This is a genomic window from Flagellimonas algicida (genome assembly GCF_049629585.1).
Lineage (GTDB): Bacteria > Bacteroidota > Bacteroidia > Flavobacteriales > Flavobacteriaceae > Flagellimonas.
In genome coordinates this window covers 1-14,557 of sequence record NZ_JBMYIX010000001.1, presented here as the reverse complement: position 1 = coordinate 14,557, position 14,557 = coordinate 1, and the positions used below count along the sequence as shown (strand labels likewise).

The window sequence follows — 14,557 nt, the reverse complement described above, 5'->3', positions numbered from 1 at the left end:
TTTTATGGCACATCCTTGGCCACGCCAAGGTTCCTTGTATACTTTAATCTGAACACATGTCCAAAAGAAGAACCTTCTTAAAATCGGCCTCTGCGGTAGGGGCTACATTGCTGCTGCCCAAAATTGGAATGGGAAATGAGATCCAGCCTACCCTGCCATTAAAAATCAAACCCAAAAAACTACGGAAAGGAGATACCATAGGTTTGGTGGCACCTGGTTATGCCATAAAGCCCGAAGTATTGCAAAGAGCACTGGACACGCTTCAAAAAATGGGTTTCAAAACCTATCATACTACAAGAATTCTCGGGAATTATGGGTATTTCAGCAATACGGATGAAGAGCGGGTAAAGGACCTGCACGAAATGTTCGCCAACCCAGAAATAGATGGTATTCTTTGTGCCCGGGGCGGATATGGGTGCACCCGAATCCTTAACCACTTGGACTACGATATCATTAGGAACAATCCCAAAGCCTTGATCGGCTTTAGTGACATTACCGCGTTGATTCAGGGCATTTACAAGGAAACCGGACTGATTTGCTTTCACGGACCCGTAGGCAGCACCATTGACGATTCGTATAGTCAAAAATACTTCCGAAAGGTGTTGATGAAAGGAAAGGATTCCCAGGTCATAGAAAATGTGAAACTGAAAGACCCCGAATTTCTGGACAATAGCGAGTACGAACGATACACCGTTACACCTGGCACATGCCAAGGGGAATTGGCAGGAGGAAGCCTTACTTTGGTCAATGCGTTGATAGGGACTCCCCACGAAATTGATTTTACGGACAAACTTGTTTTTTTGGAAGATGTGGAAGAAGCTCCTTACCGTATAGACCGTATGCTCACCCAACTCATAGAAGGACCAACTTTTTCAAAGGCCAAGGGAATTGTTTTTGGGGTATGCAAGGGCTGTGACAGGGAAAAGAAAACAGATAATTTGACGCTTAAAGAAGTCATCATGGACCGCATTGCACCATTGGGATTGCCCGCAGCCTATGGTATGAGCTTTGGGCATGTCCCCAATAATTTTACGGTTCCCGTGGGTATCCAAGCGGCATTCAATGCAACCGAAATGACCATGGAATTGTTGGAATCCGCAGTTTCTTGATTCCAATTACTTTTTAAACTCCTTGAACGTTTTGATGATGATGGAAACACACTCCATCAATTGTTCACGGTTCATGACCAAAGGTGGTGCAAACCGTATGATATTTCCGTGGGTGGGTTTGGCCAAAAGACCGTTTTCCTTCAGGGCCATACATAGGTCCCATGCGGTGGAGCTTTCTTCGGTATCATTAATCAAAATAGCATTCAAAAGTCCTTTTCCACGAACCTTCACCACCAAATCCGAAGTGAGGATAAACTTGTTGAGTTCTTCCCGGAACAACGCCCCCAATTCCTCCGCGTTCTGGGCCAGTCCCTCCTCTTTGACCACTTCCAAAGCAGCCATGCCCACTGCAGCGGCAACCGGATTGCCTCCAAAAGTACTTCCATGGCTTCCCGGGGTAATCACTTCCATGATGCCGTCATTGGCCAAAACAGCGGAAACCGGATAGGCACCCCCTGAAAGGGCCTTGCCTAAAATCAAGATATCGGGTTTTACATTTTCATGGTCAACGGCCAAAAGTTTTCCGGTACGCGCAATACCTGTCTGCACTTCATCAGCAATAAAAAGGACATTGTGCTTTTCGCAAAGGCTCTTGGCAGCGGCCAAATAGCCTTCTGAGGGTACATAAACCCCTGCTTCCCCTTGAATGGGTTCCACCAAAAAGCCCGCCACATGTGGATTGCTTTCCAAGGTGTTTTCCAGTGCGGTTAGGTTATCGTATTCAATTTTTATGAATCCCTCCGTGTATGGTCCGTAGTCCGTGTTGGCCACAGGGTCATTGGAGAATGAAATAATGGTCGTTGTCCTTCCGTGAAAATTGTTCTCACAGACCACGATCTTGGCTTGGTTCTCAGGGATACCTTTTTTCTGATAGGCCCATCTCCTACAAATCTTTAAGGCAGTTTCCACGGCTTCGGCCCCGGTATTCATGGGCAAAAGCTTGTCAAAACCAAATGTAGAGGTAGCATACTCCTCGAACCTTCCCAACATATCGTTATAAAACGCTCGTGAGGTCAAGGTAAGGGTCTTGGCCTGCTCCACCATGGCCCCAACGATCTTGGGGTGGCAGTGCCCTTGGTTCACCGCTGAGTAGGCCGATAAAAAATCGTAGTATTTTTTACCTTCCACATCCCAGACATAAACGCCCTCTCCCCTACTCAAAACCACCGGAAGCGGATGGTAGTTGTGGGCTCCGTACTTGTTTTCCAAATCTATCGCTTGCTGCGACGTTAAATGCTCTAAAACAGCCATTTTAGTTCTTATTAAAATTTATAAAACAACCATTCCTACAATACCTTTTTTCTTTCGAAGACTCGAAAAAGCAGCGTGGGAGAGAAATCATCCCTTGAAGTGCCCGCAAATTACAAATTATTGCGCAAAACAAGTGCTTGTCAAATCCAATTTCGCCATAAAGTTTAGGGGTAATTTAAGACCTTGGGCAATGTCAAATACCAAAAAGAAGTTACTTTTGCCCCATGCGTAGAAAAAGTAGGCGACAGACCTTTGAACAGGTCGAAGTAGTTGATGCGGGAGCCAAGGGAAAAACCGTGGGCAAGGCCCCGGACGGACGGGTGATTTTTTTGTCCAATGCCGTTCCCGGTGATGTGGTCGATGTAATGACCACCAAAAAACGAAAGGCTTATTTTGAGGGAGTGGCCACCCATTTCCATACACTTTCCAACAAACGAACAACGCCCCAATGTCAGCATTTTGGAGTCTGTGGAGGATGCAAATGGCAACACATGGGCTATGAGCACCAACTCCATTTTAAACAAAAGGAAGTGGAAAACAACCTCAAGCGCATTGGCCACCTTGAACTTCCCGAAATCAGTCCTATTCTAGGTTCGGAAAAACAGTATTTCTATCGGAACAAAATGGAATTTTCCTTTTCCAACAGCCGATGGCTCACCCAAGAAGAAATTGATTCCAACACGGATTTTGAGCATAGAAACGCCCTCGGATTCCATATTCCGGGCATGTGGGACAAGATTTTGGACATTGAAAAATGCCACCTGCAAGAAGACCCTTCCAACGCCATCCGATTGGAAGTAAAACACTTTGCCATTGCACATGATATGGCCTTTTTTAACCCCAGAAAACAAGAAGGTCTACTACGGACCATGATGATACGGACCGCCTCGACAGGGGAGATCATGGTGCTGTTCCAATTTTTCGAAGACGATTTGGAACAACGCGAACTGCTTTTGAACCACATCCAACAAAAATTTCCGGAAATCACCGCCCTACTCTACGTCATCAATTCCAAACAAAATGACACCATCTATGACCAAGAAGTCATTTGCTTTGCTGGCAGGGACCACATCTTTGAGGAAATGGAAGGGTTGCAATTTAAAATCAATGCAAAATCCTTCTACCAGACCAATTCGGAGCAGGCTTACGAACTTTATAAAGTAACCCGGGATTTTGCCAACCTGAGCGGAAATGAACTGATCTATGACCTGTATACCGGAACCGGAACCATTGCCCAGTTTGTGGCCAAGCAAGCCAAAAAGGTAATTGGAGTGGAGTCTGTTCCGGAAGCCATTGCAGACGCCAAGGCCAATGCAGCACACAACCAAATTTCCAATGTGGAATTCTTTGTGGGGGACATGAAAAATGTGTTCAATTCAGAGTTTATAGCACAGCATGGCCACCCTGATGTGATCATTACAGACCCACCAAGGGACGGAATGCACAAACTGGTCGTGGAGCAACTTTTGCAAGTAGCCCCAAAAAAGATTGTATATGTGAGCTGCAACAGCGCCACCCAAGCGCGTGACTTGGAATTGATGAAGGAAAAATACGAGCTTGTACAAGTTCAGCCCGTGGATATGTTCCCACAGACCCATCACGTTGAAAATGTTGTACTTTTGGAAAAACGGGTATAATCTTTGATGAAAAATCTGCTTTATACAGGAATGAAAAAAATTCTCCCCATTGCATTGATCACCGCCATGCTCGTTTATGTTTCCTCTTGTGAAAAGGATGATATTTGTGTGGAAGGCGACACACCCCTCCTAGTCGTTGGTTTTTTTGATATTGAGGATACCACCGAAACCAAGGATGTTCCCTCCCTTCGCATCAAGGAAGTGATTTTGGATGAATCAGTGAATACCTTTACCGACCGCTCCGACAATTTGGATTCCATAGGGATTCCACTTCGTGGGGATGCCGTCAGTACCCAATTTGCCTTCATCACCAACTCTGCAGATGATGGGGAGACCGGGGAAGAAATAGGCAGTATCGATACATTGACCGTTTCCTATACCACTAATGAGACTTTTGTCTCCAGAGCTTGTGGTTTTGTGATAAATTATGAAGGTATCTCCGTGACCTTGCCTGAAAGTGCCGAAAATTGGATTCAGGACATCCGTATTGTCCAACAAAACATAGAAAATTCCAACAACGTCCATGTCAAGATATTCCATTAGTCTTTTTATCATTCTGCTGCCCTTGCTGGTCATGGGGCAGAGCAAGCCCATAGACCTTCAGGCCAAGGATACTGTGGAGTACAAGCAGGAGTACGGTTTGCGTGTTGGTGCGGACCTCAGTAGACTTATTTTTTCCTTTGCGGACGAGGACTACACCGGATTGGAACTGGTGGGCGACTATCGACTTACCCAAAAACTTTACCTGGCTGCTGAAATAGGGAATGAGACCAAAACCCAAAACGAGGATTTGGGCGGTACGGACCTGTACAGCTATAAAACGGCAGGCAGCTATATCAAGGCAGGGCTAGATATAAACACCTATGAAAATTGGTTTGGAATGAACAATGCCATCACTATTGGGGGAAGGTATGCCGTAGCCAGTTTTAGCCAGACCTTGAACGACTACCAGATTTTTGACAGTAACCGTTACTACAATCCTGGGTTTTTGCCCGGTTCGGAACCCAATGTGGAATATAGTGGACTTAGTGCCTCTTGGTTGGAATTCGTAGTTGGGGTCAAAGCAGAGCTTTTTGCCAATATCTTCATTGGCATGAGTGCCCGTATGGGATTTTTGGTCACGAACAAAGAAGATGAGCGCTTCCCCAACCTTTGGATTCCCGGGTTCAACAAAGTGACCGACGGCAGCAACTTTGGGGTGAGCTACAGCTACACCCTTTCCTATTTTATTCCGCTCTACAAAAAGTCGAACAAGAAGAAAACCGATAACGAAATCCAAGAACCTTAAAAGAGGGGGTTACAAAATAAAAGAAGCCTGAATCATCAGGCTCCTTTTGGTAATTGAATTGAGTTAGTCTAGAATAATCCTTCTATTCTTTTGAGTCAATTAGCTTTGGTGTTAACAAAGACCTAAGCCAATGGTTAGGGTAAAGTTAATCAATTTATAATTGAGGTGGAAAAATCCTCATTTACACTCCCTGATCCTCTTTATTGTATTTTGCTTTTTTACTGCCTTCGTACATCTCGTAATACACCAATCTCGCTTCCAATTTTCCGTTAAAGGCCTTGATTTTTCTTGAAGGTCTTAGCCCCACATACTTCAATGCTTCCAAATTGGAGGTAATCATCCAGACATCCGTTCCCGGATATTGTTGTTTTAACGTATCCCCTATTTTGGCATAAAACTCATCCACCTCTATGGGCAACCGTTCGCCATAAGGGGGATTAAAGACCATATGCAATTTTGTGTCCACTGGTTTTTCCGTTCTAAAAAAGTCCTTTCGTTCCACAGTGATATATTCCGAGAGGTTGGCATTCTCTACATTTTCTTGGGTTTTCCGAACCGCAGAGGGGGCCTTGTCATACCCCAATATCTTATGACGGAACTCACGGACTTTGTTCAAGCTGGCATCAACAATTTTTTGGTGCAGTTCCGCATCATAATCCTTCCAATTCATAAAGGCATAGGATTCCCGATTGATGTTGGCCGGGATATTGCAGGCAATCATGGCGGCTTCGATCAAGAAAGTGCCACTCCCACACATGGGATCCAAAAAGTCGGTAAGGCCATCCCATCCGCTCTTCAGCAAAAGACCTGCCGCCAATACTTCATTGATGGGTGCAATATTGGTCAACATGCGATAGCCGCGTTGGTGCAATGAGTTTCCAGAGCTGTCCAAGGATACGGTACAGGTGTTATCATGAATATGGATATGGATCCGTACATCGGGGTCCTGGGTACTCACATTGGGCCGTTCGCGTTCCACCCGTCTGAACTTGTCCACGATGGCATCCTTCGCCTTGAGCGAAACAAACATGGAATTGTTGAAAATCTCGGTGTTCATGTTGGTATCCACCGCAAAAGTCTGGTCCGGGCCAAAGATGGAGGACCAGTTGATGTCATACACCGCTTTATACAGATCCTTCTCATTATACACCTTAAAGGTTTGCAAAGGCTTATAGATCTTCAATGCGGTCCTAAGGCACAGATTGGCCTTGTACATAAAACCCGTATCCCCTTCAAAGGATACATTGCGCACACCTTCCTCAACATTCCCCGCCCCCAAGTTCCGAAGCTCCTTGGCCAAAAGGGGCTCAAAGCCAAAAAGGGTCTTTGCCAACATTTTAAAATTTCCTGCCATATTTTCCTAAAATCTTTCCGCAAAAATAGGCTATTTTTGACCCTTCAACCCTATTTATGGATTTTCCCGTCTACGTCATTTACATTGTTCCCATATTGGCCGTTTGGGCTAGTTTTGCCTTTGCGTACATAGCACGGCCCAAGAATATCAAGAACATAAACCTCTTGCTCGCCTTTAGTGGGGCATTTTTGTTGTCGCTCACCTTCTTGGAACTGTTGCCCGAAGTGTACGAAGGACACGACCCCAAGACCATAGCGCTTTACATATTGGCCGGTATCCTGCTCCAGATTTTTTTGGAGTTTTTCTCGAAAGGAGCCGAACATGGGCACATGCATATCGACATTAAGGAAAACCGCTTTCCTATTCTACTATTTTTGAGCTTGTCCATCCATTCCTTGGTGGAGGGAGTACCCATCCATAACAATAATTCTATTTTGTATGGCATCATCATTCACAAAATTCCGGTTGCCATCATTCTCAGTATCTTTTTGATCAATTCCAAAATGAAACTGGCATGGGCCATTCTTTTTATGGTGGTCTTTTCCCTCATGACGCCTTTAGGCAGCTTTTTGTCCGCCCAATTGCCAAAACTCCAAGGATACGGGCATATGTTAACGGCCTTGGCCATTGGGGTGTTTTTTCATATTTCCACCATTATCCTTTTTGAAAGTTCAAAGGGACACTCCTTTAACCTTCAAAAACTGTTGGTGATCATCTTGGGAATTGCCACCGCCTACTTTACCCTCCATATGTAGTACTCCTGACAGCTTTTTAGACCCTATTTTCCTTTTTCCCCTGATTGCCCGTCAATCCATATCCCCATTCCATGAATCCAAACATGGCATTCGTCAATTGGGGATATTTTTCATGGTTCCCATACTATACTTTGGTCTTTACAACATAACTCCATAACACTAGAAATTATGAAAAAAGTAAGTATTGTATTGAGCGTTTTTTTGATAACGCTACATTTTGGATGTCGCAAGGATGATGGCCCTGAAGTTTTGGACCCAGAAATCACCATTTCCAATTTTGAGACCTCTGTTGAGGAAAATCCAGTGGAAAACCAAGTATTGGGCACTGTATCGGCCAGTACCAACACGGGCACCTTGGTCTTTAGCTTAACGGGGCAAACCCCATCAGGGGCCTTGAGCATCAATGCCAGTTCGGGGCAGTTGACCGTTGCCGACCCTTCTGTTTTTGTTTTTGAAACCAATCCCACAATCACAGCTACCGTACAGGCCAAGGTTGAGGATGTCACCAAAACGGCCAACATTACCATCAACGTGACCGAAGAAACTCTAGACGTGGCCAATGCTGTGATAGACAAGGCCGGATATACCGCCCCGGAAGATCTAATTTTTCTATACTCAACGGATGGGGGCGATTCCTATTCTGCGGACAAACCCACCAACCTTACCGAAGGCGATGAGATTTTGGTAAAGATCAGCAATGGCATCATGGACATTTCCAAGGATGATTTTTCATTTACTTGGATAACCTCCAATCCCGTGCCTCAAACCTCGGATATTGCCTTGGCCAAGTTTGTGGTGGGCAGTACCGATCTAGATATTAAGGTTGCTGTGGTGGATAAAGTGGAAATTTTGGTTTCCGATAGAAACACAGGGCAATTTTACTCCCTTGACCCCAGTACGGGTGATAAGACCGATGCCTTCAAGGTGCTCTTGGATGGGGAAGACCTTGTACGAGTGCGTGGTGCCATTTACAACTATGTAGATCGGAAATTGTACGTTTCCACCGCAAAATTTGCTGCCACAAAATCCATGCTCCACTCTGTGGATTTGGCTACACTTCAAGCAACCACCATCAACAGCAATCCCGATGACACTTGGGCTGGATTGGCCGATTTGATCATTACACCAGAAGGAAATATCTTGGCCACAATGTCACAAGGGCAATTAGAAGGAGAATCTTTAATAACCTTTGGTACGGATGGAACAGCTTCTGCTCCCGTTGCCTTTACAGGTGCTGATCTTTGCTGTGGTCTGGGTCTTACGTATGGGGATACAACCAATGAAGTATGGGTTGGTGATAGTGCTGCCACTATTCATAAATCCAGCTTTAATGGGGAAATCAGTGAGACCATCAATTTAACACTAGAGAATTTTGAATACAACATGCCCAATGCATATATAATCAAAAACTTGGTCCAAATTGATGGGGCCTTATATGCTCTTTGCTATGAAAATGACAATGCTATCACTCATATTGCCAAAGTAGATTTGGAAAACAACACCTTGGTCCATATTGCCCAACTTTCAAATAGTGATGCAACCCAAGTAAATGCTTTGGTATTTGTTCCAGCTTATCTGTTCTAAAAAAACAACCAACCTAACCATTAACTTTGGAGGGGGCGAACATGTTCGCCCCTTTTGTATTCTTTATTTGGTGTAAATCCGGGTAACGTGGTTTTCAAAAAGGGCTTTCTGTTCCTGTACCAAATGAAACTGTTCCAAGGCATCAAGATCTTCCTGATTTCGGGTATTGGTAATTACGTAGGTCTTGGGGTACTTTTCCAAATAGGTATTCAATTCGTCCACTGTATCAAATACTGGGAAGGTTTGCTTAAAGTTAATGGGGAATGCACTATCAAAGCGTTTAAAAGCAACTATGGTTGATTCTTCGGGTATGCGCTCCAAAGCCAAGGAAACAGGACTTTTCTGCGTCAAAATGGGATAAATCAACCCAAAAAGGCAAAATCCCATAACCATCCATCCTCCTGCCATACTCCAAAAGGCTTTGGCCAAAGCATCCTTCCTGTAAAAATAAAGCGCCAAAAATCCCGCCGCAGTGGTAATGAGCAACAAAAGACCCACAGAACGTACTTCCAAAAACTGCTGTTCCACCCCAAGGGCCACATATCCCCCTATGGGTAGGACGATTCCAACAACGGACAAAAAAACAAGGCTCCACAAGACTGATTTGGGCTTGGTCAGCGAATGATACAATTGGTAGAGATAAAAGGCAATCATAACACCGATAAACGGATAACACGGCATGGGGTAATTGGGCAATTTGGTGCTGGAGACACTAAAAAATAGAATGGTAATGGCAGAAACCAAAAATGAAAACAGCATAAAGTCGTTTATCTTTCGCACCTTCCAAGCCCGCTGAAATCCTTGGATGATAAACACGGAAAAGGGCAACATTCCCAAAACAACAAACAAAGGGGTGAGGATAAGCAAACCACCGTGCCCTTCCTTTTCTGAGCCAAAACGGGAAAGATTATGATCCAAAAAGAAACCTTTGGTCCACTCCCCATCGGTGGCCGTATGCACCAGATAGAACCACGGAGCGGAAATTAAAAAGAACAGTCCCAATCCCAAAAGGGGCCTAAGCTTTAGAATAGTGTTTCGATTAAAATCCGACCTAAACCACAAAAAGCAGGAAATAATCAGGCCTGGCAAAACCAATGCTATAGGACCTTTGGAAAGCACACCCAATGCCATTCCCCCATAAAAAGGGACAAGCCATCCCACACTTCCCATTTTGTAATGGTTGTAAAAAGAGAATAAAGAAAGTGTGAAAAAAAAGATAAGATAAGGGTCGGGTACGGCCAGATGAAACTCTTGAACAAAAAACAGTGACGAAGCCAAAATCACCACGGTCATCACAGCCAAGGTTTTATTCTGCCACTGTTTTACATTCCTATAGGTAAACCAAATGGTAAGTGCTCCAAAAACCCCAGAGAAAAAACGGGCTCCAAAGGCATTTACCCCAAACAGTTTATACCCCAACATCATAAAAAAATAATGCAACGGGGGCTTATCGGTACGTAATTGTCCGTTAAAATACGGTACTATGATATCTCCCGTGACGAACATTTCCCGAGCCGCTTCAGAATTTCTGGCCTCGTCCAAAATATAAATGGGGTATGCGCCAATGAAAGAGGTACAAATGGCCAATGCCAACAAAAATACCAAGAGAGCGTCATATTTTCTTAAAGCATCCATGAAACGGAACTATAATCAGCCATTAAAAATCTGTCTGAGGACATGTTGGGGGTTGAATTGAATTTGTTTGGCATGCCATTTTTTGGGAAACCTTCTCACAGTCAAATACGCAAAAATGGAAGAAGCTGTTCCAAAAAGAATCCCAAAATACACATCAATAAAAAAGTGTTGTACCAAGTATATACGGGAAAGGCCCACAAATACACCCAAAAACATTAAAACCCAGCTGGCCGTTGTGTTACGGGACAATAGGGCAAAGAAAGTCACCAAGAAAAAAATCGTTGCGGTATGCCCAGATGGAAATGAATTGACATATCTGATTTTGACTCCTTCCACCAAATGGATAAGCTCTCCCATACCCGAGCGATAGAAATACAGATAGGGTCGGAGCTCCCCACTATAAAATCCTTTTTTAAAAAGTAATACCAAAACCACTTGGACCGCAAAAGCCAGTAGGAATACGGCCAACCATTTTAACTTAAACCGGAGCACCAATAATAGGGCAAAAGGAACAATGATGGCATTGCCCAATGAGCTTGACCTAATAAAAAAAGCATCCCAAAAGGGAGTTCTAAGCCTATTGACCCACAAAAGCAATTCACCCTTGTGTGCAAATGTCAGGGGCAAAAGAAGAACAATAAGCAAGAAGAACGGTAGTAATCTTTTGAGTACGATACGCATGCCTGGAGGTTTATACTCAAAATTATTGAGATAACATTCTTTAAGAGTTAACTAAGGATTACCCATTCTTTATAAATTGCTTTACAAAATGTAAATAAAAATCCACCCCATCTTTAATGTAAAAGCAACACAGTTAGTATGCTTTTTTTATAAAACTATCTTAGGCTTTAAAAAATAATCTTTTTCTCACAAAAAAATCATTAGATTTATATTTACCAAACCTCCATTTATGAACAGATATTTACTCTGTGCCCTTTCTGGCCTAATGCTATTTCTTGTCATTTCATGCTCCTCGGATTCAGAAGACCCTACTCCAGAACTAGATGTTACTGCTCCAACAGCAAATTTCAACATAGCAGGAACATCTAGCGGAAGTTCAACTGAGCCTGTAGTGGTCAGTAATCAAATTCAAATCAACATCAACGCCCAAGATGCTGGGGGCATTGCCAAAGTTGAAGCTTTTATTGATGACCAAAAAGTTGGAGAGGATACCACGGCACCCTATCAAATTACCATTGACATTTCGGGCTATGCATCAAAAAACTCGTTGACGGGAAAGTTTACGGATTACGTACTCAAAGTTACCGTAACCGATACCTCTGGAAACAAGACTTCCAAAGAACAGGTAATCAATATTGACAATGAGCTTCCCACAATATCGGAGGTATCCCTGATACAAGGAACCATAATAAATGGTGATACCAATACCGTGACTTTTAACATTACGGAAAATGAGGGTCTAAATGGGGTAAAGGTCTATTTGGACAATGCATTGCTGTCTGAAATAACAGATGCCAATTATGAAGTCAACATCAATACCCTTAACCTATCGGATGGTGAAAATACCCTGAAAATTGAAGCTATAGACTTGGCCGAAAACCTCGCTATCCACGAGGTAGTGTTTATTTCAGATAATACCGGGCCAGAGATTGCCATAATGAATCCAGGGGCAAACGAGATTTTGGACGAACCTTTTCTATTTGCCCCCCAAGTCCAGGACGCTTTTTCCGAGGTGGTTTCCTTTGTGGCTAAATTGAATGATGAAACTATATTGGATTCTTCAATCAATGAAACATGGGAAATACTTCTCAACCCTGACCTATTTCCTGTTGGAGAGGCTAATTTTGAGCTCGTTGCGACTGATGCTGTAGGAAATGAAACCACATTAAATTTCACCAACCAGATTTTACGCAAACTTTTTGAAGTTCAAATGGAAAATGGCTTCTTCGAAAACAGTTGGTTTGGGTTCCATATTCTAATTTCCGAAATGGATGGGTCTTTTATTATGCTTGAAACGGTTGAAATTACCGATACAGAGTTGGTAATCTATGCTCCAGACGAATTTGCAGTAGATAAAGAATACATGGTCTCATTCATTGCAGAAGAAAACCAATCAAGTTGGGTCAAGACGCACATGACCATTGTACAAAACCTAACACGTTCTAATTTCACGCATATAAATTTTACTGCCGCTCTTGGAGAATCATTGAACCAACAGACCATTCCGATGTCAGGATTTTTTGGCGTAGAAAGTGTGATTAGCCGCGGAAATGGATTTCAAACCACACAACATGACCCAAATCTTGAGGAACTCGGTTTGGCATCTTATGAAGGAAACGGTTATAATCCATATGAAAATTATTACTTGATAGGATATCATATGGGTGAAGACCCATCTTTTTATGGGTATTTAAAAATTGACAATCCCTGGGATCCAGATTTCGTTATCAACAGATCTGACTTTAGCTTTGACGATATCAATCAAGGTACCACCACATTTAGCGGGAATAGTTTGCCCGGATATAATCATAATCTAAATATTTGGGGATTCGAGAAAGCTGAAGATGTTGGTAACAAACTCCCACACTTGATTTATGATTCCAACATTACATTTAGCCCAGAGGGATCGGATAATTATTATTATCCAACAGTTTTTGAAAAATACCAACATCGTTTTAAACTTAACAATTATAACACCTATAGAGATGGCCTACCGGCTACCGAATATTTGCTCCCGGATTGGACCATTGAGCACAATCAAAATGGAAACGAAGTCAATATTACCAAAACTGGTACTGGACATAATGTAGGTAGACTAATGGTTGAGATAGGAAGTGAAGGCCAAGGCAGTCAATTGATGCCAGTACTCTTTGATAGTTCGAAAGATGGACCAATTTATCTTCCCATATTGCCAGAAGAATTATCAAGTCTAAATGTATACTCAATTTTTGAGAATCAGACTTACTCTGTTGAGTATAGTGAATTGATTTCTTTTGATATCATATCCACCTATTCAGACTATCTCAATAAGGTAATAAGTGAATACAAAGAGCATACTGAAGTTTCCCCAATAATGGAGAGTATAACCAATCAAGATGCTTTTATATTCGATAATTGGAGCTTTAAATATCAATAAAGTGGGGTCATAAAGTTCCGGTTAAATAGGTGCATCCAACTTGGAAACCATCAACCAATGACTAACAGCTCCTCCAAGCACAAAAAAGTGCCAAATCAAATGGTTAAACGGTATTTTTTTAACGGCATAAAAGACAATGCCCAAGGTATAAAAGGCTCCACCAAGTGATAAATAAAGTAATCCAGTTCCCGATAAGTGCTCCACCAAATAAGAAACATCAATGACAATGAGCCAACCCATAACACCATAAAGCACTAAGGAGAACACTTCAAACTTGCCCGTAAAGAACAGTTTCAACACGGTTCCAAACAAGGCTATACCCCAAACCAAAAAGAATAGGAGCCACCCTTTTGAAGGTAAAAGTACAGTGAGACAAACTGGGGTATAGGTTCCAGCAATCAGATAGTAAATGCTGATATGGTCCAAAATCCTCAGCTTCTTTTTCAATCTGGGATCCTGTACGGAATGATATACCGTAGATGCTGTAAATAGTAATACCAGCGAAATACAATACACCAAAACACTTCCGAAAAGGTACGGTGTATCCTTGATATCTTTTTGAAGAAGAATTACACTCCCCAAAAGGGCCAGCACAATACCAATGGCATGCGAGTACGCATTCCATTTTTCCTCTAATAAAACCGGATTTGATTTTTGGGGCAAGAATAAACGCTTTACTGAAATTATAGTACAAATATAATCACCGAAGAAAATATACAATAAAAAAAGCCCTCTACATACGTAAAGGGCTTTGAGGAAGGCGGCGACCTACTCTCCCACCTGGTGTGGCAGTACCATCGGCGCAAACGGGCTTAACTTCCCTGTTCGGAATGGAAAGGGGTGGGCC

At 42.9% G+C, this 14,557-nt stretch carries 12 protein-coding genes and 1 rRNA gene; 7 read left to right on the top strand and 6 right to left on the bottom strand.

The window, feature by feature from the left end; genetic code table 11:
• Nucleotides 1-56 precede the first annotated feature (56 nt).
• Nucleotides 57-1,109 (top strand): S66 peptidase family protein, encoded by a 1,053-nt coding sequence (locus ACPD8L_RS00065; protein ID WP_423941036.1) that lies wholly within the window; start codon nt 57-59, stop codon nt 1,107-1,109.
• A gap of 6 nt (nt 1,110-1,115) precedes the next feature.
• Here the strand turns inward: ACPD8L_RS00065 and rocD are convergent, their stop codons facing one another.
• Nucleotides 1,116-2,360, bottom strand: a complete 1,245-nt coding sequence (gene rocD / locus ACPD8L_RS00060; protein WP_423941034.1) for an ornithine--oxo-acid transaminase — start codon at nt 2,358-2,360, stop codon at nt 1,116-1,118.
• A 224-nt stretch (nt 2,361-2,584) separates the two neighbouring features.
• Here rocD and rlmD point away from each other — a divergent pair, with 224 nt between their 5' ends.
• From rlmD to ACPD8L_RS00045, 3 genes are read left to right on the top strand one after another with little or no spacing between them, the layout of a single operon-like run.
• Nucleotides 2,585-3,997, top strand: a complete 1,413-nt coding sequence (gene rlmD, locus ACPD8L_RS00055; RefSeq protein ID WP_423941032.1) for a 23S rRNA (uracil(1939)-C(5))-methyltransferase RlmD — start codon at nt 2,585-2,587, stop codon at nt 3,995-3,997.
• 30 nt (nt 3,998-4,027) lie between these two features.
• A complete protein-coding gene (locus ACPD8L_RS00050) occupies nt 4,028-4,540 on the top strand; it encodes a DUF6452 family protein (protein ID WP_421808988.1) in 513 nt (170 codons plus the stop codon).
• Nucleotides 4,521-5,285, top strand: coding sequence for a DUF6048 family protein (locus ACPD8L_RS00045; RefSeq protein ID WP_421808987.1), 765 nt, complete (start codon nt 4,521-4,523; stop codon nt 5,283-5,285). The genes ACPD8L_RS00050 and ACPD8L_RS00045 overlap by 20 nt, the downstream gene beginning before the upstream one ends.
• 181 nt (nt 5,286-5,466) lie before the next feature.
• Here the strand turns inward: ACPD8L_RS00045 and ACPD8L_RS00040 are convergent, their stop codons facing one another.
• Nucleotides 5,467-6,639: a THUMP domain-containing class I SAM-dependent RNA methyltransferase gene (locus ACPD8L_RS00040; protein ID WP_423941029.1), complete on the bottom strand. Its 1,173-nt coding sequence runs from the start codon at nt 6,637-6,639 to the stop codon at nt 5,467-5,469.
• Between the two features lie 56 nt (nt 6,640-6,695).
• Here ACPD8L_RS00040 and ACPD8L_RS00035 point away from each other — a divergent pair, with 56 nt between their 5' ends.
• Nucleotides 6,696-7,394, top strand: coding sequence for a ZIP family metal transporter (locus ACPD8L_RS00035; RefSeq protein WP_116219309.1), 699 nt, complete (start codon nt 6,696-6,698; stop codon nt 7,392-7,394).
• Nucleotides 7,395-7,562: 168 nt separating this feature from the next.
• Nucleotides 7,563-8,978: a cadherin repeat domain-containing protein gene (locus ACPD8L_RS00030; protein ID WP_423941025.1), complete on the top strand. Its 1,416-nt coding sequence runs from the start codon at nt 7,563-7,565 to the stop codon at nt 8,976-8,978.
• Nucleotides 8,979-9,041: 63 nt separating this feature from the next.
• Here the strand turns inward: ACPD8L_RS00030 and ACPD8L_RS00025 are convergent, their stop codons facing one another.
• Together ACPD8L_RS00025 and ACPD8L_RS00020 are read right to left on the bottom strand one after the other, a co-directional pair.
• Nucleotides 9,042-10,613, bottom strand: a complete 1,572-nt coding sequence (locus ACPD8L_RS00025) for an ArnT family glycosyltransferase (RefSeq protein ID WP_423941023.1) — start codon at nt 10,611-10,613, stop codon at nt 9,042-9,044.
• Nucleotides 10,614-10,628: 15 nt separating this feature from the next.
• Nucleotides 10,629-11,294 carry a phosphatase PAP2 family protein gene (locus tag ACPD8L_RS00020; protein WP_421808983.1) on the bottom strand — a complete coding sequence of 222 codons (666 nt, stop codon included), beginning with the start codon at nt 11,292-11,294 and terminating at the stop codon, nt 10,629-10,631.
• Nucleotides 11,295-11,523: 229 nt separating this feature from the next.
• On the opposite strand from ACPD8L_RS00020, the gene ACPD8L_RS00015 reads away from it, so the two are divergent.
• Nucleotides 11,524-13,710, top strand: a complete 2,187-nt coding sequence (locus ACPD8L_RS00015; RefSeq protein WP_421808981.1) for an Ig-like domain-containing protein — start codon at nt 11,524-11,526, stop codon at nt 13,708-13,710.
• Between the two features lie 21 nt (nt 13,711-13,731).
• On the opposite strand, the gene trhA is transcribed toward ACPD8L_RS00015, so the two are convergent.
• Together trhA and rrf are read right to left on the bottom strand one after the other, a co-directional pair.
• Nucleotides 13,732-14,373: a PAQR family membrane homeostasis protein TrhA gene (trhA, locus tag ACPD8L_RS00010; RefSeq protein WP_421808980.1), complete on the bottom strand. Its 642-nt coding sequence runs from the start codon at nt 14,371-14,373 to the stop codon at nt 13,732-13,734.
• Between the two features lie 92 nt (nt 14,374-14,465).
• Nucleotides 14,466-14,557: ribosomal RNA gene (rrf, locus tag ACPD8L_RS00005) — 5S ribosomal RNA — on the bottom strand; the annotation flags it as partial.

Coding starts and splice junctions, on each gene's coding strand:
- ACPD8L_RS00020 (WP_421808983.1), bottom strand. CDS start 11,294: ATGCGTATCGTACTCAAAAGATTACTACCGTTCTTCTTGCTTATTGTT.
- ACPD8L_RS00015 (WP_421808981.1), top strand. CDS start 11,524: ATGAACAGATATTTACTCTGTGCCCTTTCTGGCCTAATGCTATTTCTT.
- ACPD8L_RS00040 (WP_423941029.1), bottom strand. CDS start 6,639: ATGGCAGGAAATTTTAAAATGTTGGCAAAGACCCTTTTTGGCTTTGAG.
- rocD (WP_423941034.1), bottom strand. CDS start 2,360: ATGGCTGTTTTAGAGCATTTAACGTCGCAGCAAGCGATAGATTTGGAA.
- ACPD8L_RS00030 (WP_423941025.1), top strand. CDS start 7,563: ATGAAAAAAGTAAGTATTGTATTGAGCGTTTTTTTGATAACGCTACAT.
- ACPD8L_RS00065 (WP_423941036.1), top strand. CDS start 57: ATGTCCAAAAGAAGAACCTTCTTAAAATCGGCCTCTGCGGTAGGGGCT.
- rlmD (WP_423941032.1), top strand. CDS start 2,585: ATGCGTAGAAAAAGTAGGCGACAGACCTTTGAACAGGTCGAAGTAGTT.
- ACPD8L_RS00050 (WP_421808988.1), top strand. CDS start 4,028: ATGAAAAAAATTCTCCCCATTGCATTGATCACCGCCATGCTCGTTTAT.
- ACPD8L_RS00045 (WP_421808987.1), top strand. CDS start 4,521: ATGTCAAGATATTCCATTAGTCTTTTTATCATTCTGCTGCCCTTGCTG.
- ACPD8L_RS00025 (WP_423941023.1), bottom strand. CDS start 10,613: ATGGATGCTTTAAGAAAATATGACGCTCTCTTGGTATTTTTGTTGGCA.
- ACPD8L_RS00035 (WP_116219309.1), top strand. CDS start 6,696: ATGGATTTTCCCGTCTACGTCATTTACATTGTTCCCATATTGGCCGTT.